This is a genomic window from Roseibium aestuarii, from assembly GCF_008477545.1.
Taxonomy (GTDB): domain Bacteria; phylum Pseudomonadota; class Alphaproteobacteria; order Rhizobiales; family Stappiaceae; genus Roseibium; species Roseibium aestuarii.
This window is the reverse complement of the sequence record NZ_VORA01000002.1, coordinates 878,543-903,149: the sequence shown is the minus strand read 5'-3', so window position 1 is coordinate 903,149 and position 24,607 is coordinate 878,543. Positions and strand designations below refer to the sequence as shown.

General features: G+C 65.1%; 23 protein-coding genes. 16 read left to right on the top strand and 7 right to left on the bottom strand.

From position 1 onward, the window contains the following. Positions 1-155: 155 nt before the first annotated feature. The 5 genes from FR728_RS12650 (at position 156) to FR728_RS12630 (ending at position 4,388) form a co-directional block, all read left to right on the top strand. The gene (locus FR728_RS12650; RefSeq protein WP_149893006.1) at positions 156-614 is read left to right on the top strand and encodes an Lrp/AsnC ligand binding domain-containing protein; all 459 of its coding nucleotides are present in this window, start codon (positions 156-158) and stop codon (positions 612-614) included. A gap of 105 nt (positions 615-719) precedes the next feature. Then, complete coding sequence (locus FR728_RS12645) at positions 720-1,598, top strand: MurR/RpiR family transcriptional regulator (RefSeq protein WP_149893005.1); 879 nt, start codon at positions 720-722, stop codon at positions 1,596-1,598. Positions 1,599-1,635: 37 nt separating this feature from the next. After that, complete coding sequence (locus FR728_RS12640; RefSeq protein ID WP_377175614.1) at positions 1,636-2,415, top strand: ABC transporter substrate-binding protein; 780 nt, start codon at positions 1,636-1,638, stop codon at positions 2,413-2,415. Between the two features lie 117 nt (positions 2,416-2,532). Beyond that, entirely contained in the window at positions 2,533-3,654 is a 1,122-nt protein-coding gene (gene menC / locus FR728_RS12635; protein WP_149893004.1) for an o-succinylbenzoate synthase, read from the top strand. Continuing rightward, positions 3,651-4,388, top strand: coding sequence for a GNAT family N-acetyltransferase (locus FR728_RS12630; protein ID WP_149893003.1), 738 nt, complete (start codon positions 3,651-3,653; stop codon positions 4,386-4,388). The genes menC and FR728_RS12630 overlap by 4 nt, the downstream gene beginning before the upstream one ends. Before the next feature lie 48 nt (positions 4,389-4,436). Here the strand turns inward: FR728_RS12630 and purU are convergent, their stop codons facing one another. After that, positions 4,437-5,348 (bottom strand): formyltetrahydrofolate deformylase, encoded by a 912-nt coding sequence (purU, locus tag FR728_RS12625; RefSeq protein ID WP_149893002.1) that lies wholly within the window; start codon positions 5,346-5,348, stop codon positions 4,437-4,439. A gap of 379 nt (positions 5,349-5,727) precedes the next feature. Between purU and ytfQ the strand changes: the two genes are divergently transcribed. The 5 genes from ytfQ (at position 5,728) to FR728_RS12600 (ending at position 11,123) form a co-directional block, all read left to right on the top strand. After that, positions 5,728-6,681, top strand: coding sequence for a galactofuranose ABC transporter, galactofuranose-binding protein YtfQ (ytfQ, locus tag FR728_RS12620; RefSeq protein WP_149893001.1), 954 nt, complete (start codon positions 5,728-5,730; stop codon positions 6,679-6,681). A 161-nt stretch (positions 6,682-6,842) separates the two neighbouring features. Continuing rightward, positions 6,843-8,357: a sugar ABC transporter ATP-binding protein gene (locus FR728_RS12615; RefSeq protein ID WP_149893000.1), complete on the top strand. Its 1,515-nt coding sequence runs from the start codon at positions 6,843-6,845 to the stop codon at positions 8,355-8,357. Next, entirely contained in the window at positions 8,357-9,421 is a 1,065-nt protein-coding gene (locus FR728_RS12610) for an ABC transporter permease (protein WP_149892999.1), read from the top strand. The genes FR728_RS12615 and FR728_RS12610 overlap by 1 nt, the downstream gene beginning before the upstream one ends. After that, on the top strand, positions 9,421-10,407 hold the full coding sequence (gene yjfF / locus FR728_RS12605; protein WP_149893135.1) for a galactofuranose ABC transporter, permease protein YjfF: 987 nt from the start codon (positions 9,421-9,423) through the stop codon (positions 10,405-10,407). The genes FR728_RS12610 and yjfF overlap by 1 nt, the downstream gene beginning before the upstream one ends. Further along, on the top strand, positions 10,407-11,123 hold the full coding sequence (locus FR728_RS12600; RefSeq protein ID WP_149892998.1) for a FadR/GntR family transcriptional regulator: 717 nt from the start codon (positions 10,407-10,409) through the stop codon (positions 11,121-11,123). Before yjfF ends, FR728_RS12600 begins: the two co-directional genes overlap by 1 nt. Before the next feature lie 20 nt (positions 11,124-11,143). Here the strand turns inward: FR728_RS12600 and FR728_RS12595 are convergent, their stop codons facing one another. Together FR728_RS12595 and FR728_RS12590 are read right to left on the bottom strand one after the other, a co-directional pair. Continuing rightward, positions 11,144-11,443, bottom strand: a complete 300-nt coding sequence (locus tag FR728_RS12595) for a DUF2218 domain-containing protein (RefSeq protein ID WP_149892997.1) — start codon at positions 11,441-11,443, stop codon at positions 11,144-11,146. Further along, complete coding sequence (locus tag FR728_RS12590; protein WP_208998786.1) at positions 11,440-11,898, bottom strand: PadR family transcriptional regulator; 459 nt, start codon at positions 11,896-11,898, stop codon at positions 11,440-11,442. The genes FR728_RS12595 and FR728_RS12590 overlap by 4 nt, the downstream gene beginning before the upstream one ends. A gap of 465 nt (positions 11,899-12,363) precedes the next feature. Here FR728_RS12590 and FR728_RS12585 point away from each other — a divergent pair, with 465 nt between their 5' ends. Next, positions 12,364-13,113 (top strand): SDR family NAD(P)-dependent oxidoreductase, encoded by a 750-nt coding sequence (locus FR728_RS12585; protein WP_149892996.1) that lies wholly within the window; start codon positions 12,364-12,366, stop codon positions 13,111-13,113. A 21-nt stretch (positions 13,114-13,134) separates the two neighbouring features. Here FR728_RS12585 and guaD read toward each other — a convergent pair whose 3' ends face one another. Both guaD and FR728_RS12575 read right to left on the bottom strand, forming a co-directional pair. Then, on the bottom strand, positions 13,135-14,517 hold the full coding sequence (gene guaD / locus FR728_RS12580) for a guanine deaminase (protein ID WP_149892995.1): 1,383 nt from the start codon (positions 14,515-14,517) through the stop codon (positions 13,135-13,137). Between the two features lie 153 nt (positions 14,518-14,670). Then, positions 14,671-15,693: a GlxA family transcriptional regulator gene (locus FR728_RS12575; RefSeq protein WP_149892994.1), complete on the bottom strand. Its 1,023-nt coding sequence runs from the start codon at positions 15,691-15,693 to the stop codon at positions 14,671-14,673. Positions 15,694-15,810: 117 nt separating this feature from the next. On the opposite strand from FR728_RS12575, the gene FR728_RS12570 reads away from it, so the two are divergent. The 4 genes from FR728_RS12570 to FR728_RS12555 are packed head-to-tail and all read left to right on the top strand — an operon-like array spanning position 15,811 to position 20,972. Then, complete coding sequence (locus FR728_RS12570) at positions 15,811-17,064, top strand: sarcosine oxidase subunit beta family protein (protein ID WP_149892993.1); 1,254 nt, start codon at positions 15,811-15,813, stop codon at positions 17,062-17,064. Positions 17,065-17,102: 38 nt separating this feature from the next. Continuing rightward, the gene (locus FR728_RS12565; protein WP_149892992.1) at positions 17,103-17,405 is read left to right on the top strand and encodes a sarcosine oxidase subunit delta; all 303 of its coding nucleotides are present in this window, start codon (positions 17,103-17,105) and stop codon (positions 17,403-17,405) included. Then, positions 17,402-20,404 (top strand): sarcosine oxidase subunit alpha, encoded by a 3,003-nt coding sequence (locus FR728_RS12560; RefSeq protein ID WP_149892991.1) that lies wholly within the window; start codon positions 17,402-17,404, stop codon positions 20,402-20,404. Before FR728_RS12565 ends, FR728_RS12560 begins: the two co-directional genes overlap by 4 nt. 16 nt (positions 20,405-20,420) lie before the next feature. Then, on the top strand, positions 20,421-20,972 hold the full coding sequence (locus FR728_RS12555) for a sarcosine oxidase subunit gamma (protein ID WP_149892990.1): 552 nt from the start codon (positions 20,421-20,423) through the stop codon (positions 20,970-20,972). Between the two features lie 78 nt (positions 20,973-21,050). On the opposite strand, the gene FR728_RS12550 is transcribed toward FR728_RS12555, so the two are convergent. Then, positions 21,051-22,469, bottom strand: a complete 1,419-nt coding sequence (locus FR728_RS12550) for a PepSY-associated TM helix domain-containing protein (RefSeq protein ID WP_149892989.1) — start codon at positions 22,467-22,469, stop codon at positions 21,051-21,053. 105 nt (positions 22,470-22,574) lie between these two features. Further along, complete coding sequence (locus FR728_RS12545) at positions 22,575-22,859, bottom strand: hypothetical protein (protein ID WP_149892988.1); 285 nt, start codon at positions 22,857-22,859, stop codon at positions 22,575-22,577. A 649-nt stretch (positions 22,860-23,508) separates the two neighbouring features. Here FR728_RS12545 and FR728_RS12540 point away from each other — a divergent pair. Then, on the top strand, positions 23,509-24,603 hold the full coding sequence (locus FR728_RS12540; protein ID WP_149892987.1) for an ABC transporter ATP-binding protein: 1,095 nt from the start codon (positions 23,509-23,511) through the stop codon (positions 24,601-24,603). Positions 24,604-24,607: the final 4 nt, after the last annotated feature.

The following is a 24,607-nucleotide window of genomic DNA, read 5'->3' as shown; positions in this document are numbered from 1 at the left end:
CTTCCGGTTGGGCTGATTTTTTCAGGCAATACGGACGGATCGTCTTTCCAGTGACCGTCAATGGTCCGTTCGAATTGTGGTTTCGCTGTAAGATTGTCGTCTCGGGTCAGAGTGGCCGCTTTGCGGGCCTCTCCAACGGTGACAGGAAACGCGGGATGAAAATCGACCAGATCGACCGGCAGATTCTCATGGCCTTGCAGGAGAACGGGCGATTGTCGAACGCGGCGCTGGCCGAGCAGGTCGGGCTGGCCGCGACCTCGATGAGCGACCGGGTGAAGCGTCTGCAAAAGAGCGGTTTCATCACCGGGTATCATGCCTCGCTTGATCCCAATCTTCTGGGCTTCGGTATCCTGGTCTTCGTGGAAGTGCTTCTCGACAAGTCGGGGGCAGACGGATTCGAGCGGTTCGGCGCGGCGGTGGCGAAAGAGCCGCGCATCCACGAGTGCCATCTGATCGCCGGCGGGTTCGACTACCTGCTCAAGGCGCGGCTGCCGGACATGGTGTCCTATCGCACCTTCCTGGGGGAGGTCATTCCCGCCTTGCCGGGGGTTCGCGAGACCCGGTCCTTCACGGTCATGGAAGAGGTGAAGCGCGAAAGTGCCCTGCCGCTCTGAAGCCTGGCGCAGGGTCAGTGGCGATCACGGTTTTTGACAGCTAAATTAATTCATTGACGTTTTGAAAGTTTTCTTACAGCTTCAGTGCATTGAGGATGGCTCCCGATGGCTGACGACCTGCGCGAAAAATTGCTGGGCTTTCAGAAGGACGGCTCCCGGGCGGAACGGGCGCTCGCGGGCTACATGCTGTCGTCCCTGTCCCGTCTTCCCTTTGAAACCGCGGCGAGCCTTGCCTTGAGCGTCGGGGTCAGCGAACCCACGGTCGGGCGTTTCTGCCGGGCGCTGGGCTATCACAGCTTCCGCCATCTGAAGGAAAGCCTGCGCGACGACATCGGCGATCATCCCTGGCTGATCCGCGACCGGCTCGATGAATTCCGTCAGAAGGCCCGCGAGAGCGAACCGCAGCTTTCCCGCGGGCTCGAACTCGAGATCGCCGGGATCGTGGCCGTCTACGAGCAGGCGCGCAGCCCGCAGTGGGCCGAGGTCGTGGCGCGGCTGGCCAGCGTGCCGCGCATCTTCGTGGCCGGGTTCCAGACCGAGCGCGGCCATGCCCAGTATTTTGCCAATCAGCTGACCTATCTTCGCGACGGGGTGCAGCTCGTCGACCTGTCGGCGGGCAATTTCGCCGAAGTCCTGCTGGGGGAGGGGGAGCGTGCCCTCGTGCTGTTCGAGGCGCGGCACTATGCCCGTCACGCCCGCCTTTTGGCCGAGGCCGCGCGGGCGCAAGGGGTTCCGGTGACCCTGATTACGGATCGCTATTGCGACTGGGGGCCGTCCCTCTGCAATGAGGTCTTTGCGGTGGCGACCCAGTTCAACCAGTTCTGGGATTCGACCGCCCACATGGGATGCCTGGGCAATCTTCTGATCAATTCCGTCTTCACGGCCTTAGGCGAAGGGGTGGAGGAGCGTGTGCGCCGCACCTCCGAACTCTATGGCCGTTTCACCGGGCATGTGGGCAATCCGCTCAGCCATCTTGCAAAATGAACAAGGTTCAACAGCCTTCCAACTGGAGTAGAACGACATGAAATCCCTGATGAAATCCGCAATTGCCGGGGTTCTGCTGGCCGGGTCCATGTGGTCCGCGGCGTCTGCCGAGACCCTGAAGCTGGGCACCGAAGGCGCCTATCCTCCCTTCAACTACATGGAAGCCGACGGCACCGTGGCCGGCTTCGACATCGAGATCGGCCTGGCGCTTTGCGCGAAGATGGGCGTCGAGTGCGAGATCGTCACCCAGGATTGGGACGGCATCATCCCGGGCCTTTTGGCCAAGAAGTACGACTTCATCATCGCTTCGATGTTCATCACCGACGAGCGCAAGGAAGTCGTCGACTTCACCGACCCCTACTACCTGGCGGCCATGACCCATGTCGTGCCGAAGGGCTCGGACATCACCGAGTTCACCAATGAAGCCCTCAAGGGCAAGGTGATCGGCGCACAGGGCGGCACCACGCAGGCCGACTACATTGATGCGACCTATCCGGATGCAGAGATCAAGTTCTATCCGACCCAGGACGAAGCCAACCTGGATCTGGCCAACGGCCGCCTCGACATGCAGGTCGGCGACATGCTGCCGATGCTGGACTGGGTGACCAAGTCCGACGACGGCAGCTGCTGCGAGCTGGCCGGCGAACCGATCACCGAGCGCAAGTTCGTCGGTGACGGCGTCGGTATCGCCGTGCGCAAGGAAGATGGCGACCTGCGCGAGCGCATGAACGCTGCCCTGAAGGAAATCCGCGAAGACGGCACCTACAAGGCCATCAACGACAAGTACTTCAGCATCGACGTCTATACGATGAAATGAGTGGGGCAGACCTTCGTGTCCGTTCCTCCGGCAGGGTCGCTCGCGACCCTGCCGGGCCTTCCTCACGGCCGGTCGCCGTGATCGCGCCTGAGGCGCTTCCCGCTTGAAAGAACCGTCATGTCCTCCTCCGGTCTGCTCATCGATGCCGCCGAGCTTCGCCTCGTCCGCCTGCCTCTGCTCACCCCCTTCGTCATTTCCACTGGCACGATGACGGAGAAGGTCTTTCCGCTGCTCGTGCTGAAGTCGGGCGGTCTGGAAGGCATTTCCGAAGGCGTGATGGATGTTCTTCCCGATTATCTGGAAGAAACGGTCGCCGGCACGCTGGACTTCATGACCACCTATCTGCTGCCGCAGGTGGTGGGCAAACGCTTTGCCTCGCCGGCGGATCTGGAGCCGGTGCTGGCGCCCTGGCGCGGCAACCGCATGGCACGTGCGGCCGTGGAAATGGCTTTCTGGGATCTCTGGGCCAAGAGCCTCGACCAGCCGCTGCAGGCGGTGCTCGGCGGGCGCGGCGATGCGATCGACGTGGGCGTGAGCCTCGGCATTGCCTCCATCGAGACGACGCTGGAACGGGTCGCGGCCTCCGTCGAGGCGGGTTACAAGCGGGTCAAGCTGAAGATCCGCCAGGGTCATGACGTGGAGATGGTCGCCGCCGTGCGCGCAGCCTTCCCCCATGCCAAGCTGACCGTGGACGCCAATACCGACTATGGACTGGTTGATCTGCCGGTCCTGCGGGCGCTGGACGATTTCAATCTCGACTATATCGAGCAGCCGCTCGCCTTCGACGACATTCACGATCACGCCCAGGTGCAGGCGGCGCTGAAGACGGCGATCTGTCTGGACGAGAGCATCCGCACGGCCGTGGATGCGCGCAAGGCGCTGGAATCGCGTGCCGGCCGGGTGATCAACATCAAGGTCGGCCGGGTCGGCGGGCACCGGGAGGCACGTGCCATTCACGACGTGTCGGCGGCCTTCGGCGCGCCGGTCTGGTGCGGCGGCATGCTGGAAGCCGGCATCGGCCGGGCCCACAACATTCATCTGGCGACACTGCCGAATTTCACCAAGCCGGGCGACACCTCCAGCGCAAGCCGCTATTTCGCCCGCGACATCGTCAACGAGCCGCTGGAAGCGGTGGGCGGACGCATGCCGGTGCCGCGCAACGGGGCCGGCATCGGGGTCACGCTCGACCGTCCCTATCTGGAAACGGTCAGCACGCTGGTGCAGGAGATGCGCCCGTGAGCGGCGAGAGCGGCGTCTCCGGCGATCTGGTGCTGCGGGACCTCGCCTCTCTGGCCGAGTTCAAGCAGGCGGAAGTGTTGCAGCGGGCCACATGGGGCGAGGACGACATTCCCGACAATGCGGATATCCTCTTCGCCCTGCAGAGCGAGGGAGCCTGCGTGGCGGGCGCCTTCGAGGGCGGGCGCATGGTGGCCTTCGTCCTCAGTTTCCCGACCCTCGATCCGAAGGTGCAGCATTCGCACCGGCTGGCGGTGCACCCGGATGCACGCGGTCTGCGGCTCGGGTCGCGGCTCAAGTGGTATCAGCGCGACTGGTGCCTGGCGCGGGGCATCACGCGCATCCGCTGGACCTATGATCCGATCCGCAAGGTCAATGCGAGCCTGAACATTGCCGCACTCGGCGCGACGGCCAATGTCTATCTGGACGACTATTACGGTCCGATGGAAGGCATCAACAAGGGCGTCCCATCCGACCGGGTGATGGCGGAATGGCATCTGGACGCGCCGGGTGTGGTGGCACGGGCCCGCGGCGAAACGGTTGCGCCGAGAGCCGATGTGACCGACGCCGGTGAGACGATTTCCATTCCGCAGGACTTTCCCGCCCTGCTTGCGGCAGACCCGGACGCAGGACTGGCGGCACGTCTCGCCCTGCGGGCGCAGCTGCACGAGGCTTTTGGACGCGGCCTGTCCATCTTCGGTTTCGACCGGACGACGGCGACCTATCATCTGTCGTGAGAGTGCGCCGGGCGTGCCCGGCGCTTTTTCCTGCCGATCCGGCCGGGCTCAGCCCATGCGTTCGGAGGCATAGCTTCCCGGCGAGGCCGGGAAGACCACGGTGCGCGATCCGTTGATGAAGACGCGCTGGTGGATATGGGCATGGACGGCGCGTGACAGAACCTGTGCTTCCACGTCGCGGCCGAGAGAGACATAGTCCTCCGGCGACTGGGCGTGGGTGACGCGCACGGTGTCCTGCTCGATGATCGGGCCTTCGTCCAGATCCGCCGTGACATAATGCGCGGTGGCGCCGATCAGCTTCACGCCGCGCTCATAGGCCTGCTTGTAGGGGTTGGCGCCCTTGAAGCTCGGCAGGAACGAGTGGTGGATGTTGATGATCCGCCCGGCCATCTTCTGGCACATTTCGTCGGAGAGAACCTGCATGTAGCGGGCGAGAACGACCAGTTCCGCGCCGCTGTCGACGATCACCTGCATCTGCTGGGCTTCGGCCGCAGCCTTCGTCTCCTTCGTCACCTTGATGTAGTGGAAGGGGATGTCGTGGTTGACCACCAGCTTCTGGTAGTCGAGGTGGTTGGAAATAACCGCCACGATGTCGATGGGCAGGGCGCCGATGCGCCAGCGGTAGAGCATGTCGTTCAGGCAATGGCCGAAGCGGGAGACCATCAGCACGACCTTCATCTTGCGGGACAGGTCGTGGAAGTCGAAGGCCGCGTTCAGGCTCTCGCCGATGGGCGTGAAGGCCAGCTTCAGGGCCTGCAGGCTCTCGCCCTCCTGGCTCTCGAAGCTGATGCGCATGAAGAAGCGGCCGGTGTGCACGTCGTCGAACTGCTGGCTGTCGAGAATGTTGCACCCCTTCTGGGCCAGGAAACCGGCAATCGCCGCCACGATGCCACGGGCGGTGGGGCAGGAGACGGTCAGGGCATATTGCGGGGCAGCGGTGGCAGTCAGGGCAGCGGACATGGGTTTTGGCTCATTTCTCGGACAAACGGCATTCCTCATGGGAGATCGGGCGCGGGGCTGCAAGTGCTTTCTGGTCGCAAGCGACGGTTTTCAGCGATTTCGCGCCTGTTTTTCCGCCATGAACCCGAGCGCGAACCGGCTGGCGCGGCTGATCCGGGCGATACCTTTCGACAACGTCCGCCGCCGCACTCGCCCAGCTGACGCTGAGGATTTTGCGGAGGGCGCTTTACAAAAGTAATAAAGTAATACTTAATGTCCGGGCGAGGAGGAAATCGCACCATCGTGACCGGTGTCCGGAGGAGGACAGTCCGCCCTTGGTCCTGGAGAAGGGCAGAAGCGGGCACTTGGGGGGCCGGTCGTGTTTCAAGTGGAGGAAATCATGAAGCTCAAGTCCCTGCTCATCGCGAGTGCGATGATGCTTGCGCCCGCATCCGTCATGGCTGCGGATCTCACCATCGGCTTTTCCCAGATCGGCTCCGAGTCCGGCTGGCGTGCGGCGGAAACCACCGTCACCAAGCAGGAAGCCGAGAAGCGCGGGATCGATCTGAAGTTTGCTGATGCCCAGCAGAAGCAGGAAAACCAGATCAAGGCGATCCGTTCGTTCATTGCCCAGGACGTCGATGCGATCCTGCTGGCGCCCGTCGTGGCAACCGGCTGGGACGAAGTGCTGGAAGAAGCCAAGGACGCGGAAATCCCCGTGCTCCTGCTCGACCGCACCGTCGATGCCTCGGAAGATCTCTATCTGACCGCCGTGACCTCCGATCTGGTTCACGAAGGCGAAGTCGCGGGCAAGTGGCTGGTCGAGGAAATGGCCGGCAAGCCGTGCAACGTTGTCGAGCTTCAGGGCACGACCGGTTCGTCTCCGGCCATCGACCGCAAGAAGGGCTTCGAGCAGGGCATCGCAGGTCATGACAACCTGAAGATCATCCGCAGCCAGACCGGCGACTTCACCCGCAGTCAGGGCAAGGTCGTGATGGAGAGCTTCCTCAAGGCCGAAGGCGGCGCGAACATCTGCGCCCTCTACGCCCATAATGACGACATGGCCGTCGGCGCCATCCAGGCGATCAAGGAAGCCGGTCTCAAGCCGGGTCAGGACATCAAGATCGTGTCCATCGACTCCGTGCCGGACATCCACTTGGCCATGGCCGCCGGCGAAGCCAATGCCACCATCGAGCTGACCCCTAATATGGCCGGCCCGGCGCTCGACGCACTTGAAGCCTATCTCTCCAGCGGCACCACCCCGCCGAAGTGGATCCAGACCGAATCCCGTCTCTATACGCTGAAGGACGACAACCAGGCCGTCTATGAAGCGAAGAAGGGTCTGGGCTACTGATCCGGAATGACGCACCCTGTCCCGGGCGGTACACGCCCGGGACGACCCCTGCGGGGCGCAAGGCGCTGATCGACAGGTGTCATGGGGGCGAACCGGATCAGGGTCTTTGGGCCCGGAGGACTGCAGGTCGTCAGTGAGGGCGGCCGGGGGGAAGGAAAACCATGTCCGAGGACACGCGGCCGGTGCTGAGCGCGACCGGCATCTCGAAGTTTTTTCCCGGCGCCATCGCGCTGGACAGTGTGGATCTCACGCTCTACCCGGGGGAGGTTCATGCGCTCCTCGGTGAGAACGGAGCAGGCAAGTCCACCCTCATTAAGTGCCTGACCGGAGCCTACCGCCGTGATGCGGGCTCGATCCAGCTCGACGGCGAGGAAATTTCCCCGACGAGCACCCAGGAGAGCCAGGTTCACGGGATCGGAACGGTCTATCAGGAGGTCAATCTCCTTCCCAATCTGAGTGTTGCCGAGAACCTCTTTCTCGGTCGACAGCCGCTGCGTTTCGGCTTCGTCTCCCAGCGCCGGATGCAGCGGGAAGCGCGGAGGATCCTCGGGGGTTACGGCCTGAGGATCCATCCCGCCGAGCCGCTCTCGACCTTCTCGGTCGCCGTGCAGCAGGTTGTGGCCATCGCGCGTGCCGTCGAGCTCTCGGGCAAGGTGCTCATTCTGGACGAACCCACCGCCAGTCTCGACCGGGACGAGGTGGAGATGCTGTTCAAGGTCATCCGCCAGCTGAAAGAACGCGGACTGGCCATCGTCTTCATCACCCATTTCCTCGATCAGGTCTTCGAGATCTGTGACCGGGCGACCGTGCTGCGCAATGGCCGGGTGGTGGGCACGCGTGAACTTGCCCATTCCAGCCAGACGGATGTGGTGCATCTGATGCTCGGCCGTCAGCTGGAGAGCAGGGTTCAGGACCGCGCGCCCCAGACGGCGGGGAAGACACTTCTCGAATTCAAGGGGATCGGCCGAAAGGGCATGCTGGAGCCCTTCGATCTGGCGATCCGCGAGGGCGAGGTCGTGGGTCTGGCCGGGCTTCTGGGCTCGGGGCGCACGGAAACCGCGAACCTGATCTTCGGTGCGGTGCCGGCGGATCAGGGCGAGGCGTGGCTGCGGGATCAGAAGATCGCCCTGACCTCGCCGCGTGACGCCATCCGCCATCGTTTCGGCCTGTGCCCCGAGGATCGCAAGACCGACGGGATTGTCGGCGACCTGTCGGTGCGGGAGAACATCATCCTGGCATTGCAGGCGCGGCAGGGCTGGTTCCGGCCGCTCAACAAGGCCAAGGTCAACGAGCTGGCCGAGGCCTATGTGAAGGCGCTGGACATCCGGCTGGCCTCCCTCGACATGCCCATTCGCTTCCTGTCCGGCGGCAATCAGCAGAAGGCGCTTCTCGCCCGCTGGCTCGCCACAAATCCGGACTTCCTCATTCTCGACGAACCGACCCGGGGCATCGACGTGGGGGCCCATGCGGAGATCATCGCCCTGATCGAGGGGCTGCGGGAGAAGGGCATGGCGCTTCTCGTTGCCTCCTCGGAGCTCGAGGAACTCGTTGCCTATTCGACGCGCGTCGTGGTGCTGCGCGACCGGCGACAGGTGTGCGAGCTGCACGGCGAGGACATCTCCACCCGCAACATCGTGGCCGCCATCGCGCAAGGCCATCTCGAGGAGGTGGCCTGATGACCCATGGCCTTCAAGCGACCCTGCGGCGGGTGGCGCCGCAGCTGATGATCCTTGCGGCGGTGCTGCTGCTCAATGTCATCGTCTTCCCGGACTTCTTCCGCATCGAATTCCAGAACGGCCGCCTCTTCGGCAATCTGGTGGATGTGTTCAATCGCGGGGCTCCCACCGCGCTCCTGTGCATCGGAATGACGCTGGTGATCGCCACCCGCGGCATCGACCTATCGGTCGGTGCGGTGATGGCCATCGCCGGGGCCACAGCGGCCTCGCTCGTCGCCGACGGCAGCGGCTGGGTGACGGCCCTGCTCGGGGCTCTGGCGGTCGGCGTGCTCTGCGGGCTGTGGAACGGCGTGCTTGTCGCCGTGCTGCGGATCCAGCCGATTGTCGCGACGCTGGTGCTGATGGTGGCCGGGCGGGGCATTGCCCAGCTCATCACGGAAGGCACCATTCTCACCTTCGTCAATCCCGGGCTCATCCATCTGGGGGCGGGGACCGTGCTCGGCGTTCCCACGCCCATCCTCATCTGGATCGGGCTTGGCGCGCTGATCACACTCGGCGTCCGGCGCACCGCGCTGGGCATGCTGGTCGAGGCCATCGGCATCAACGAGAGCTCGTCGCGGCTGGCCGGCATCAACAGCCGGGTGCTGCTGATCTGCGTCTATCTGGTCACCGGCTTCTGCGCCGCGCTTGCCGGAGTCATCGTCGCTGCCGACATCAAGGGGGCCGATGCCAACAATGCCGGTCTCTGGCTGGAGCTGGATGCCATCCTTGCGGTGGTTATCGGCGGCAACTCGCTGCTCGGCGGACGGTTCTCCATCGTCGCTTCGCTGATCGGGGCGCTGATCATCCAGTCGGTGAATTCGGTGATCCTGCTTTCGGGCCTGCCGCCGGAGTTCAATCTGGTGATCAAGGCGCTGATCATCATCGCGATCCTGGTCATCCAGTCGCCCACGGTGAAACACGCGCTCTACATCCTGCGGGCCTCGGCGGAAAGTGCGGGTGTCGACACGCCTGCCGCCTCTGCATCCGCGCCGCTTGCCAAGTCCACGGAGACCGCCCGATGATCCGCTCCACCCACCTGCCGCTGGTGGTGACCATCCTCACCTTCCTGGCGGCCTTCGTGCTCTGCTCGGGCCAGTATCCGGCGATGATGTCGACGCGGGTCGTGGCCAATCTGCTCACCGACAATGCCTTCCTCGGCATCGTCGCCGTGGGCATGACCTTCGTCATCCTGTCCGGGGGCATCGATCTGTCGGTGGGCTCGGTCATCGCCTTCACCGGGGTGTTTCTGGCGGTCATCCTGCGGGACACGTCGATCCATCCGCTGGCGGCCTTTGCCCTGGTGCTGGCCATGACCATCGCCTTCGGGGCGGCGATGGGCGCGATCATCCATTATCTCGACATGCCAGCCTTCATCGTCACGCTGGCGGGCATGTTCCTGGCGCGCGGCCTCGCCTATGTGCTGTCGACGGACAGCGTGCCCATCACTCACGAGTTCTATGACGTGCTCCAGTCCCTCTACTGGAAGGCGCCGGGGGGAGGGCGGTTCCGGCTCACCGGCATGGTGATGCTGGCGACCTTCATCATCGGCATGGTGGTGGCCCATCGCACCCGCTTCGGTCAGAACGTCTATGCGCTTGGCGGCGGGGCGCAGACGGCCCGGCTGATGGGCGTGCCGCTGGCGAGCACAACCATCGGCATCTATGCGCTTTCCGGTGGCCTCGCCGGACTGGCCGGAATCGTCTTCTCGCTCTACACCTCTGCCGGCTACTCGCTGGCGACGGTGGGGGTGGAACTCGATGCGATTGCGGCCGTGGTCATCGGCGGCACGCTGCTTTCCGGGGGGAGCGGCTTCGTCGCAGGCACATTCTTTGGCATTTTGATCATGGGCTTGATACAAACCTACATCGTGTTTGACGGGACATTGTCGAGCTGGTGGACCAAGATCGTGATCGGCGGTCTCCTCTTCGCATTCATCCTGCTGCAAAAGGGTCTGACTTGGGCAACGACAGCGCGCAGAAAACCACTGATCGATTTCGCCGCGCCCTGATGACCTTCGTAACCTCCGGAGAGCTGGGCAACCGGATCGGCAACCACACCAGTCAGGTGGTGGAACAGCTGGGGCGCGCGATCGTGGCCGGAGAATATCCGCCCGAGACGATGATCCCGCTCGATCCGGACATCGAGGAGATGTTCAACGTCTCGCGCACGGTGGTCCGGGAAGCCAAGAAGACGCTGATCGGCAAGGGACTGATCCAGTCCAAGGCGAAGGTGGGCACCCATGTGCGCCCGCCCGAGCAGTGGAACATGTTCGATCCGGACGTGCTGCGCTGGCATGCCAACCTGCGCAATGCGGGCGTGTTCCTGGAGGAGCTGTTCGAGATCCGGCTGATCTTCGAGCCGGCGGCTGCCAGCAAGGCGGCGGCGCGCGCCAATGCCGCCGATTGCGCCGCCCTGTCCGAGCTTTGCGACAATCTGGCGACCGGTCGGGACCGGGCGGCGGTGGCCGTGGCCGATCTGGAGTTCCACAAGATGGTGCTGCGGCTGTCGGGCAACCGGTTCCTGCAATCGCTCGGCGATCTGGTGCAGGCAGCGCTTTATTCGCTTTTCGTGGAAGAGGCGCAGGAGCGCAGCGACAGCGAGACGGTCGCCTTCCTCGACCGGCACCGGGCCGTGGTCCGGGCCATCGAGGCGGGGGCCCCCGACGAGGCCTCGGAGGCCATGCGTCGGGTCATTGTGGCGGGCCGCAGACAGCCCGCCACCTGATCCGTCGGGTCAGGGGCGTTTCAGCTCCAGACCGGCAACAGCTCTTCCCGGAAGGCGAAACGGACAAGATGCCGGATCACCACATCTTTGAGCTGTTCCAGATCCGTTTCCGAGGTGCTTTCCAGATCGATCCGGAGCGCCGAACCGGCAGCGGTCAGACGGCAGGTGCCGACCCCGAAAGTGATGCTGCCCTCTTCGGGCGTGGAGGTCACCGGCCGCTTGTGGGCGAAATGCTTGCAGAGCTGCTGGAGATATTTCGAGGCATGGGCCGTCTCGATGGTGGTCCTTGCCAGCAGGGGCGGGGTTTCGGTCAGGCTCATTCCAGGGTCTCCAGCTTGCGGGTGGCTTCATCGAGCACAGCCGCCATGGCGGCGATGGTCTCGCGGCTCGCCTCGCCATCCTTGAGGCGCAGGCGCAGGGCGAATTTCAGATTTTCCATGGCCCGCAGGATGGGCAGGGGCGGGCCGTTGCGGCTGTCGCCATCCGCGCCGCCGCCCAGTCGTCCGAGCAGGGCCTCGCCGACCGGGCCGTTCGCCTCGAGGAAGGACTGGCCGGCCTCGGTGATGGTGTAGCTCTTGCGGCCGCCGGTGGTCTCCGTGACATCGGCATAGCCCATGTCGTTCAGCCAGGTCAGCGTCGGGTAGATCACGCCGGGGCTCGGGCTGTAGCTGCCGCCGAAGCGTTCCTCGATGTCCTTGATCAGTTCATAGCCGTGGCTCGGCTTGTCGCGGATGAGGAGGAGCAGAAGGTGACGCAGTTCGCCATAGTCGAACATGCGACGGCCACCTCTTCGGCCGCCCATTCTGCCACCGATTCTCCCACCCGGGCCGCCACCCATGCGGCCTCTGCCGCGACCGCCCCGGCCGTCCGTCAGGTCGTCGGAGAAGATATCCTCACTCTCGCGACCGGAGGAGCGACCGGAGACGCGACCTTCTGGCCGGCCTTCCGGACGTCCGCGCCCACGCGGGCCGTTGTCATGGTCTTCGGGTCCCCGGCTGCGGAAGGGATAGGCAAAGGCGTCGGAATTGCTCTCGACGTCCCGACCAAAGCGGCCTCTGCCGCGATTGTAGCGATGTCTCATGTCGCAAAAGATGGTCTAAGATATATCGTAATTCAAGATATATCGTAGAGTTTCTTTGGTGCCGGAGTGCCGAGGTCTGCCGAGACCGCCTCGCGGCGCTCGCATTCCTTTGCGTTTTCAGCTATTTGACGTGCCTATGCGCAGCAGGAGGAGACGCGGATGACCAGGCTGGCGGTGGTGACGGGCGGTGTATCGGGACTGGGTCTTGCGATGGCCGAACGCCTCGTGAGGGAGGGGTTCACGGTGGTGGTGACCCATCCGCCCACGATGGATCCGGCGACTTTTGTCCTGCCGGAGGGGCTGGTTCCGCGCGCTTGCGATGCGGCCTTGGAAGCTGAGGTTCAGGCACTTTTCGATGGGCTGCGCGAGACCTTCGGCACGGCTCCGTCGGTGCTCGTCAACAATGCGGGCATCCAGACCTGGGCGTCGCTGCTGGAGCTGAGCACGCAGGACTGGGACCGGGTGATCGCCACCAATCTGAAGGGGTGCTTCCTGAACACGCGGATCGGGGCTCAGGCCATGATCGATGCGGGCGTGACCTCGGGCGCCATCGTCAATCTGGGGTCGGGTTGCAACAAGGTCGCCTTCCCGAGGCTGGTCGACTACACCGCCTCGAAGGGGGGCATCGAGCAGTTCACCAAGGTGGCCGCCCTGGAACTGGGGCCCCACGGCATCCGGGTGAATTGCGTCGCGCCGGGGGCCATCGAGACCGAGCGCACCCGGGCGGAAGCCGGCGACTATGCGGGCAAGTGGTCGCGCATCACGCCCCTGCGCCGGGTGGGAACGCCGGAGGATATCGCAAACGCCGTCTGGTTCCTCGCGTCGCCGCAGGCCAGCTTCATCACCGGCCAGACCCTCCATGTGGACGGCGGCGTCTTCTCCCAGGCGCCCTGGCCGGACTATTCGTGATGTGGGGCGCGGGCGGCGCGATCAGAGGGCTGCACCGCTGCACAGCTCTCCGCCGATCCAGACCCGGGAAATATTGGCCCGGGTCACCCCATAGATGAGCTTTTCCAGGATCTCGTCGTCGCCGGAATAGAGTTCCGGCCACAGGCGGATCGGCGCGCCGGCGGCCTCCGGATCCACCAGAATGGCATCGAAGATCTTGCCCGGCTCGAAGGTGCCGACGGGCAGGCCGAGGGCCCGCGCGCCGCCGGCGGTCGCCACATGGAAGGCGGTGGGCACGTCGACGCGCTGTCCGGCACGGGCGGAGCGCTCACCGGCGGCAAGGGCGGGATCCGTCCCGCTTTCCAGCAGGCGGCCGGACCAGAGCGCACTGCGCAGGGAATTGGCGAGGCTGGCAGAGGGGCCTGCCGAGATATCCGTGCCGAGGCCGACCCGGACGCCCTTTTCCAGTGCCTGGGCGAGGGGGAAGATCGCGTCGGCGAAATAGGCGTTCGACAGGGGGCAATGGGCGACCGCTGCCTTGCGCAGCGCGATCTTTTCCATGTCATCCAGCGAGATGAAATTGCCATGCGCAAGAACCGTGTGTTCGCGCAGGAGGCCGAACCGGTCGAGGCTTTCCGTGTCGCTCATGCCGTGACGGTCGAGCACGTGGTTGTGCTCCCAGTCTCCTTCCGAAGCGTGGGTCTGGATGTGGCAGCAGGTGTCGGCGGCCATCGCGCCCAGCTCGTGCAGCAGGTCATCGGTGCAGGCGGGAATGAAGCGCGGGGTGATCACCGGCTTCACACGGCCTTCGCCATTGTCCGGGTGGTGGGTGATGTAGTCGATCAGGTCCTGCGTGCCCTTGAGTGCCGCGTCGACGGAGGCGTCGCGGTAGTCGTCCGGGCAGAGATCCTTGTGGTCCATTGCCACCTTGCCGATCAGGGCGCGCTGGCCCTTTTCCAGGCAGATATCTGCGAGCAGCCGGTTGGCGCCCGGGTGGATGGTGCCGAAATAGAGCGCCGTCGTGGTGCCGTTGGCGATCAGGTCTTCCACCAGCATGGCATAGGCGCGGGCGGCGAAGGCCTCGTCCCGGTAGCGGGCTTCCAGGGGGAAGGTGTAGGTTTTCAGCCAGACGTCAAGGGGCTGGTCGAGGGCCGTGCCGAGCTGCGGATATTGCGGCGCATGGATATGCAGGTCGACGAAGCCGGGCAGGAGGAACTGGCCCTCCGGCAGGCGGGTCAGGCGCCCGCTCTGTTCGGCCTCCGCCACGAGGCGGGCATGATCGGCAGTGCCGTCTTCCCAGGTGGCCATGATGCGTCCGTCGCCATCCAGTTCGATCAGCCGATTGCGAAAGGCTTCGGCCTCACCGCAGACGGGGGCATGGAAGCCGCTGGCCAGCAGGAACCGGTTGCGCAGGGAGTGAGTCATGGCAGGGCCTTTCGCTGAGGGCCGGCCCGGGGCCGACGTTACGCACAAACGGCCGCCTTGTGGCACGAACCGGCCGCAGGGGAAAGAGGAAAGCGGCGGCGGCCGGGGGAAAGGGCGGGGGAAAAGCGCGAGACTGGCTGCGGGGGCCGCTGGTCAGACCTCTTCCTGCGACAGGGCGCGCTGGCGGAACTGGGAGGGCGTCAGCCCCTCGTGCGCGCGGAAGACGCGCTGCAGGTGGGAAGCGTCGGCGAAGCCCGAGCGGGCTGCAATTTCCGACTGGGCGAGGCGCGGTTCGCGCAGGAGAAGCTTGGCATGGGCCAGCCGCAGGCGGGTGCCGGCGGCGGCCGGAGACAGGTTCAGGCTTGCCTGAAAGTGGCGTTCGAGCTTGCGCCGGCTCACGCCCAGCCCGTCTGCGATCTGCTGGACGGAGGGCGGGGCGTGCAAGGCATGTTGCAGGCGGACCAGAGCCCCGCGCACCAGGGGGTCGCGGGTCGAGAGTTCGAGCGGCAGTCCGGGCTGGGGCGTCTCTCCCTGGTGCTGGGCATCGATGATCATGATGTGCAGGCTCTTCTGGGCCGCGGCCGCGCCCACGTGCCGGTCGACGAGGAAGGCGGCCAGATGGGCGGAGCTAACCCCGCCGGAGCAGGTGAGCCGGTTGCGGTCGACCACGAAGATCTGGTCGGAGATCGGGGTCAGACCATCGAAGCGATCGAGGAAGTCTTCGTGATGGAACCAGCTGACGCAGCAGCGATAGCCGTCCATCAGTCCGGCCTGATGCAGCAGGAAGGCCCCGGTGCAGACGCCGACAAGGCCCACATCCGCTGCGGCTGCGTCCTTGAGGAAGCGCATGGCCTCCGGTGGCAGGGGGGCGACCTCATCCAGCAGTCCGCCCACGACCACGATGTAGTCATAGGATCGCGGGTCGCCCAGGCGGGTGTCGGGATGGATGCTGAGACCGCAGGAGGCGCGGATCGGCTTCATGTCGGAGGAGAGCACATGCCAGTCGCAGTGGATAGGACGGGACCGGTCGCCCTCGTCGGCGGCCAGCCGCAGCACGTCGACGAAGTTGGCGAAGGCCGACAGGGTGAACTGACTGGCGAGCAGGAAACCAACGCGCAGCCTTGGCGTGGAGGGCGCACGGCTGCGGTGCGGCGCAGGGGAGGCGGCTCGGGACATGTGGGAACTTCCGGGCGTGACGCAAATCTGCAGGGATAGTGTCGCAAATCTACAATCCTGCCAAGCGCAACCGCAGTAGCATGTGCCGGATGTCCTGTTGACCTTGCGGGTTGCGCCATGACGAAATTTTCTGCCCTGTCCCTGCTTGCGAATGCCTTCAGCGGGCACAGGAACTGGCCGGAGCAATGGCCCGACAAGGAGCCGAAACCCGCCTATGACGTGATCGTCGTGGGTGCTGGCGGACACGGGCTCGCCTGTGCCTACTACCTTGCCAAGGAACACGGGATCCGCAACGTCGCGGTGATCGACAAGGGGTGGCTCGGCGGTGGCAACACCGGGCGCAACACCACCATCATCCGGTCCAACTATCTCTATGACGAGAGCGCCAAGCTCTATGACCATGCGCTGGATCTTTGGGACGGCCTGTCGCAGGAGCTCAATTACAACGTCATGTACTCCCAGCGCGGGGTGATGATGCTGGCCCACACCACGGGCGACGTGCAGAGCTTCAAGCGGCACATCCATGCCAACCGGCTGAACGGGGTCGACAATGCCTGGCTGACCCCGGAAGAGGCGAAGGCCTATTGCCCGCCGCTCAGCATCGATCCGCGGGCGCGCTATCCCATCCTCGGCGCTGCCCTGCAGCGGCGCGCGGGTACGGCGCGGCATGACGCGGTGGCCTGGGGCTATGCACGGGCGGCGACGAAGCTCGGCGTCGACATCATCCAGAACTGCCCGGTCACGGCGATCCGGCGCGGCCCGGACGGGGCGGTGACCGGAGTGGAGACCGCGCGCGGCTTCATCGCGGCGAAGAAGGTGGCGGTGTCGGCGGCCGGACACACGTCCGTCGTCATGGAGAGCGCGGGGGTGCGTCTGCCGCTGGAAAGCTTCCCGCTGCAGGCGCTTGTCAGCGAACCGGTCAAGCCGGTGATCCCCTGTGTCGTCATGTCCAACACGGTGCATGCCTATATTTCCCAGTCGGACAAGGGCGAGCTGGTGATCGGATCGGGCACGGACCAGTACACGAGCTATTCGCAGCGGGGCGGGTTGCCGCTGATCGAGCACACGGTGGCGGCGATCTGCGAGATCTTCCCCCTGTTCAACCGCATGCGCATGCTGCGCAAGTGGGGTGGCATCGTCGACGTGACGCCGGACCGCTCGGCCATCCTCGGCAAGACGCCGGTCACGGGTCTCTATGTCAATTGCGGCTGGGGCACGGGCGGCTTCAAGGCCACGCCCGGGGCCGGTCACACGCTGGCCTGGACGGTCGCCAGGGACGAGCCCCATGCGGCCAACGCCCCCTTCACTCTGGAACGTTTTACCACCGGACGCCTGATCGACGAGGCGGCGGCTGCCGCCGTGGCTCACTGATCCGCTTTCCCATTGATCCGGCACCTTGAGGGTCCGACATGCTGCTCATCACTTGCCCCTATTGCCAGGAAACCCTTCCCGAGGCCGAATTCGTCTATGCGGGCGAAGCCCATATCGCCCGGCCGGAGGACCCTTCTCAGGTGTCTGACGAGGCCTGGCGTGACTTCCTCTTCATCCGCACCAATCCGAAGGGCCCGCATTTCGAGCGCTGGCGGCATCTGCATGGTTGCGGCCGTTTCTTCAATGCGGTGCGCGACACGGTGAGCGATCGCTTCCTGACCACCTACAAGGCGGGGGAGCCGAAACCGGATCTGGCGACCCTGACGGGAGAGGCGAAATGAGCGCGTTCCGTGTCCACGGCAAGGGCCGGGTGAACCACGGCCGCAAGGTCGGCTTCCGCTTCGACGGCACGCCCTTCGAGGGGCTGGAGGGTGACACGGTTGCTTCTGCCCTTCTGGCCCACGGGGTTCACCTGATGGGCCGGTCCTTCAAGTATCACCGGCCGCGTGGTCCGGTGACGGCAGGGTCGGAGGAGCCGAATGCGCTGATCGAGACGCGCCGCGGCATCGATCGGAGCGAGGGGCGCGTGGAGCCCAACACCCGCGCCACCATGGCTGAGCTGCGCGAGGGACTGGAGGCGGTCAGTCAGAACCGCTGGCCGTCGCTGGGCTTCGATGTGGGGGCGGTCAACGACGGGTTCCACAAGCTTCTGCCGGCCGGCTTCTACTACAAGACCTTCATGTGGCCGAAGAGCTTCTGGGACAAGGTCTACGAACCCTTCATCCGCGCGGCCGCCGGCCTCGGCAGGTCCCCCGATGCACCGGATCCTGACAGCTATGCCTCGCGCTATCTGCACACGGATGTGCTGGTGGTCGGTGGCGGACCGGCTGGCCTGGCGGCTGCGCGCGCAGCCGCCGAGGCGGGACTTCGGGTCACGCTGGTGGACGAGAGCAGCGAGATCGGCGGCAGTCTGCTGTCCGAGCCGGATGTCGTGATCGATGGTACGCCCGCCTGGGACTGGCTCGCCGGGGAAGTGGCCGCACTGGCTGCACTCGGGGTGAAGCTCATGCCGCGCACCACGGCCATCGGCTATTACCACCAGAACATGATCGGCCTCGTCGAGCGGGTGACCGATCATCTGGCGGAGCCGGACCCGGCCTTGCCGCGCGAGAGGCTGTGGCGTGTCCGCGCCCGTCAGGTCGTGCTGGCACAGGGCGCGCTGGAAAAGCCGCTGATTTTCGACGGCAATGATCGTCCGGGGGTGATGCTGGCGGGGTCGGCCCAGACCTATCTGAACCGCTATGGCGTGCGGGTGGGACAGACGGCGGTGGTGGTGACCAGCCATGACAGTGCCTGGTCTGCCGCCTTTGACCTCGCCGCCGTCGGGACCTCCATCGCGGCCATCGTCGATACGCGCGCCGAGCTGCGCGAGGATCTTCTGGGGCGCGCCCATGCGCTGGGCATCGAGGTGCTGCGCGGCCATACGGTCACGGGGACCGCCGGCCGGCTGCGGGTCAGTGCCATCACGGTCAATCCGGTTCAGTCTGGTGCAGTGGGTGCTGGGCGGAACATAGCTTGCGACTGCGTCCTGATGTCCGGCGGCTGGACGCCGACGCTGCATCTCTTCTCCCACACTCAGGGCAAGCTGGAGTGGGACGAGGAGGGCAAGACCTTCCTGCCTTTCGAAACCCGGGAGGATTGCCAGATTGCCGGCGCCGGTCGCGGTCTCTGGGGGATCGAGGCCGCGCTGGCCGACGGGTCTGCCATGGGCGCAAGGGCGGCCGAGGCCCTGGGCGCGCGCGTGCTTGCGCGCAGCCATGCGGTGGAACGTGACCGCACGGGCAGCGGTGTCGCAAAGAAAGAGTTGCCGACCCTCAAGGACCTGACCTCCACCCGCGCCTTCGTCGATTTCCAGAATGACGTGACCGCCAAGGATCTCCGGCTGGCGGTGCGCGAGGGCATGCGCTCCATCGAGCACGTGAAGCGCTACACCACCAACGGAATGGCGACCGATCAGGGCAAGATGTCCAACATCAACGGCCTGATCATTGCCGCCGATGCGCTCGGCAAGCCCGCGCCGCAGGTGGGGCTGACCACCTTCCGGCCGCCCTATACGCCGACCAGTTTCGGTGCGCTTTGCGGCTATCACCGGGGCGATCACTTCGACCTGACCCGCAAGACGCCCATCGATCCCTGGGCGGAGGCGCAGGGCGCGGTGTTCGAGCCGGTGGGCCAGTGGCGGCGCGCCCGCTATTTCCCCAAACCCGGTGAAGACATGGACACGGCGGTGGCGCGGGAATGCCTGACGACCCGGAGCGCGGTGGGCATGTTCGACGCCTCGACCCTCGGGAAGATCGAGATCGTCGGACCGGACGCGGCCGCGTTCCTGGAGCGCATGTACACCAACCCGTGGAGCAAGCTGGCGCCCGACCGGTGCCGCTATGGCCTGCTGCTGGGCGAGGACGGCTTCATCCGGGACGACGGGGTGATTGCCCGTCTGGCCCAGGACCGCTTCCATGTGACCACCACCACCGGTGGCGCGGCGCGGGTGCTGGCGATGATGGAGGATTATCTCCAGACGGAATGGCCGCATCTGAAGGTCTGGCTGACCTCGGTCACCGAGCAATGGGCGACCATCGCCCTCAATGGTCCGAAGGCACGTGCGCTGCTGGAACCCTTCGTTGAGGGACTGGATCTGACGCCGGAAGCCTTTCCCCACATGGCCAATGGCACCTGCACGGTCGCGGGCTTCCCGGCCCGGCTCTGGCGGGTCAGCTTCACCGGTGAGCTGGGGTTCGAGATCAACGTGCCCGCCCGGCACGGCAGGGAACTCTGGGAGATCCTGTGGCAGGCCGGTCAGGCCCACGGCGTCTGTGCCTATGGCACGGAGACCATGCATGTGCTGCGGGCGGAGAAGGGCTACATCATCGTCGGTCAGGACACGGATGGCACGGTGACGCCGCAGGATGCGGGGCTTGGCTGGGCCATCGGCAAGGCGAAGCCTGATTTCGTCGGCAAGCGCTCGCTGAGCCGTCCCGACATGCTGGTGGAAAGCCGCAAGCAATTGGTCGGGCTGCTGACGGAAGATCATTCGAAGCTGGAGGAAGGGGCGCAGATCGTCCTCGATCCCTCCCAGCCGATCCCGATGAAGATGGTCGGGCATGTCACCTCCTCCTATCACTCGCAGGCGCTCGGGCGGCCGATTGCCCTGGCGCTGGTCGAAGGCGGTTTCGGGCGGATGGGGGACTTGGTGCATGTGCCGATGGAAGATCGCACCCTGGCGGCACGGATCACGGGAACGGTCTTCCTGGATCCGGCCGGCGACCGGTTGAAGATGTGACGGGAGAGACCAGACGATGACTGTCGTTCCTCATGAGCTTGTGGCCGGCGTGCTGTCGGAAACGCCTGACCTGTCGGTGTCGCTGATGCCTCTTCGTGGCCGGTTTTCCCTACGGCTGATGCCGGAGGGGACTGATCCGGCTGGCGAGGTTCTGGGCTTCCGCCTGCCGACGCGCATCGGCGCGCGTCAGGCGGCCGGGTCGCGCGAGGTGGTCTGCCTCGGGCCCGACGAATGGCTGGTGGTCTGCGATGACGCGGACAGGGCTGTGATCGAGCAGGGCGTTGCGACGCTGGCAGCAAGCGTGCCGCATGCGCTCGTGGATCTCTCCGACCGGGAGCTGACGGTCATGGTTTCCGGGTCCAGGGCCACGGAACTGCTGACCCTGGGCTGGCCGCGTGATCCGCAAAGTGTTGCCGTGGGCACGGCGCGGCGAACGGTGTTCGACGGTGTCACGGTGGTCATATGGCGCGATGGGGAGACGCAGTGGCGTCTCGACGTCTGGCGTTCCTTTGCGCCCCATGTGCTCGATCTGCTGCTCACCGGTTGCCGCGAACTCGCCGCAGGCTGACGGCGGACAAAGGCACACGGCCCAACGCAAGCGCCGGGCCGTGACGAGTGTGAGCCATGCGCCGAGCGGCGCGGGCGTTCAGGCATAGAGCCGGCGCAGGCCGGGGATCCTTGCGAAGACCAGAACATCCAGCACGAGCAGGCTGATCAGGGTCAGACCCACCAGAGGGAAGGCTAGCGACACGATCAGCATGAGCAGCATCGCGTTCTTCCAGTGGGGCATGTCGGCGGGCACTTGCGGGGCGAAGAGGCGGGCGGCCATCTTCTTCGGCCGGCGCAGCCACCACATGGCGACACCCGAGAGGCTGAGGAAGACCATTGCGAGGCAGAAGAGCGTGTTGAAGGCGAGATTCCACACGCTCACCAGCCCCATGTGCAGGGGAACGGAGACGGCCATGGTCTTGCCCGCCAGCGAGTAGTCGGCAAAGCGCACATCCACCAGAACCTTGCCCGTGTACTGGTCGACATGGACGGTCTTGTCGGCAAAGGGGTTTTCCGCATCCGCGCTCATGGTGTCCTGGTTGAGGGTCCATACCCCGGTCGCCCCCTTGGGGAAGGCGATCCGATAGCGGCTGGTGAAGCCCAGCCGGTCGCCCAGGGCTGCGATCGTATCGAGGGTGACCGGCTCGCCTTCCAGAGTGCCTGCGGTGCCCAGATCGGAACCAGAGGCCGGAAGCGGGGTCTGTTCCAGCGCCCAGGGCATGTCCTTGTGCCCTTCGTGGTTCATGGCTGCATGGGTTTCGTCGGACAGTGGCACGTTGTCCCATTTCTGTGCCGGGAAGGTGCTCCAGGCCTGAACCAGCTTGCTGCCCCAGACACCGGTCCAGGACATGCCGGACAGGAGGAAGAGGAGGAGCACGATGGAGAGCGCCGCGCCGATGGTGACGTGGAGGCTCTTTAGGACCTCACGGGTCGGACCGCGCAAGAACGGTGTGAGGCTTGCGAGAAGGCTGCGTTCTCTAGGCCACCACATGTAAAGTCCGGTGAGGATGAGAATGATGCCGAAGCCTGCGGCGATCTCCAGGATGCGGTCGCCGGGGGTGCCGAGCAGAAGGTCGCCATGGATGGTATCGGCAAGGTCATACCAGCCGTCGCGGCGGCGCCAGGTCTCGACGATTTCACCCGTATAGGGATCGAGCGCGACCATGGTCTGGCCACCTTCTGCCTGCTTGATGCGGAAGACGTTCACCCGGTCGGGGGCAGGGGCCTTGATCCATTCCACCAGAGTGGCGCCGGGGAAATCCTGCAGGGCGAGGGCGGACTGGTCTTCCAGCGAAAGGGCCTGTGCGGCCTGAGGCACGGAGATGGTGATCTTCTCGCCCTCCCGGCCGTCGAAATAGCCGATGAGCATCATCATCATGCCGGTGATGGCGAGGATGATCATGAAAGGGGCGACGAAAAGCCCGGCATAGAAGTGCCAGCGCCAGGCTGCGAGATAAAAGCGGCGGTCGAGGCCGCGCGACAGGGTTGCGTCGGTGGACGCGGTGGAAAGGGACATTGAAAGGCTCCAGTCCTGGCAAACACGCGCGGGCAGATCTGCGGGCGCAAATCGGCGGCCGCAGGGGCGCGTTTGCTTCATCAGAGTGATTGATCGGAATTGAACTCAGGCGTGGAGCGGGAAAGGGGGCGCGCGGGCGCCCAGAGGCAGATGCTGCGCGCGGGCGAGCAGAAGCTCGGCAAAGGCGCGGGCCGCGGGCGAACGGATCGGTCCGGGATGGCCGAGGGGCGGAATCCCGGATGTGAGGTTGGCCGTGAGGCCTGAGCCGAAGAGGCAGATGCTCTTCTTGGTCTGGCGGTCGTCTTCGGGCGCCGGGGTCGCGGGGTCCTCGACCTGCCGCCCTTCGGCGTCGAGGTAGAGCGTGTGCAGTCCGTCAGAAGTACACAGCACCAGAGAGATCACCCCGTCAGAGGCACGACCGGGCATCACGCCGGGCGGCAGCAAGGCGGCCACCAGAACGGCAAGGGTCAGCAGGGCCGTCAGGATCCTGCGGCCCGTTCCCCTGTGCTGCGTGCTGAGCGGTGTCTGTCCCAGTTGTCTTGCCCCGTCACCTGACCTTTGTTGTAGCGAAGCGCATGCGGACGGGCAATGGCCGCGATGTCGCGGGGCATTGCGGGTGTGGCGTGCGGCTGATCCGGGGGCTCCGGCGTGCCTGACGTGCCCTTGCCGTGCAGGGAAGTGCATTATTTGTGATCACAAATTTTTATTCCCTGCTTATCGGGGCTTGTGTCGTGCCGGCGGCACCGACGCCTCCTTTCGCACCTGCAACCGCCCTGCAGCACGCGAGACCATGCCGGCCAGATCTCGCAGAACCGTGCTGATTTCGGTGACATGTTCGCCAAAGTGAGGCCGGATTTCGTGCTGGCTATCTCTTCGGGGAGCACAGATGATGCGGCGTTGCCGCATGCTGAACCTGCTGCCCAATTCATGGATGTGCCGAGCAATTGAGCGACAGCTACTGAATTTTCACCCTTGCAATTTTTTTCATGCGGACTTGTGATCATGATCACTTGCCATTGTGAAAGGGTCTGGTCCGATCATGATCGAAGTTATTGGGGTCACGAAGGTCTTCCCGGGGCCGGACATGGATTTCACCGCGCTTGGCGGTGTGTCGCTCACGGTTCAGGATAATGAATTCTTCACCTTGCTCGGCCCTTCAGGCTGCGGCAAGACGACCCTGCTTCGGGTGATTGCGGGCTTTGAATACCCCACCAGCGGATCCGTGCTTCTGGATGGAAAGGACCTGCTGGCCCAGCCGCCCTACCGGCGTCCGGTCAACACGGTCTTCCAGTCCTATGCCCTGTTCCCGCACATGAGCGTGGCGGAGAACATCGCCTTCGGTCTTGAGATGCTGAACAAGCCGAAGGCCGAAATTCGCAAGACGGTGGCGGACATGCTGGACCTGGTGCGCATGACGCCCATGGCGGACCGCAAGACCTCCGAGATTTCCGGTGGCCAGCAACAGCGCGTGGCGCTGGCGCGGGCCCTGGCGCCCCGGCCGAAGGTGCTGCTGCTGGATGAGCCGCTTTCTGCGCTGGACTACAAGCTGCGCAAGGACATGCAGCTGGAGCTGAAGCGCCTGCAGGCGGAAACGGGCATCACCTTCATCTTCGTCACCCACGACCAGGAAGAAGCGCTGACCATGTCGGACCGCATCGCGGTGATGAACGCGGGCACCGTGCGCCAGATCGGCTCGCCGCGCGAGATCTACGACCAGCCGTCCGAACGCTTCGTGGCCGATTTCATTGGCGAGACCAATTTCATCACCGCCGATCTGGTCGGCGTGGAAGGGGACGGATCGGGCCTCGTGCGGGTGCGGCTCGCCGGCGGGGTCGAGACCCACGTGCAGGCCCCCTCGAGCGATCTGGCGAGCGCCATGTCCAATGGTCCGGTGACCCTCGCCATCCGCCCCGAACATGCGATCCTGGTGGACGAGCCGCAGGGGCTGCTGAAGGGGGCGCTGGAGAATGTCGTCTATTTCGGCACGGACACTCATTTCCACGTGGCGCTGGATGATGGCGGTCTCTTCGTGCTGCGGCAGCAGAACCAGCCGGGACAGCGGTCCGACATGAGCGTCGGCGACCGGGTCGGACTGTCGCTCGGCCGGGGTGTCGGCCAGATCCTGAGGGACTGAGCCC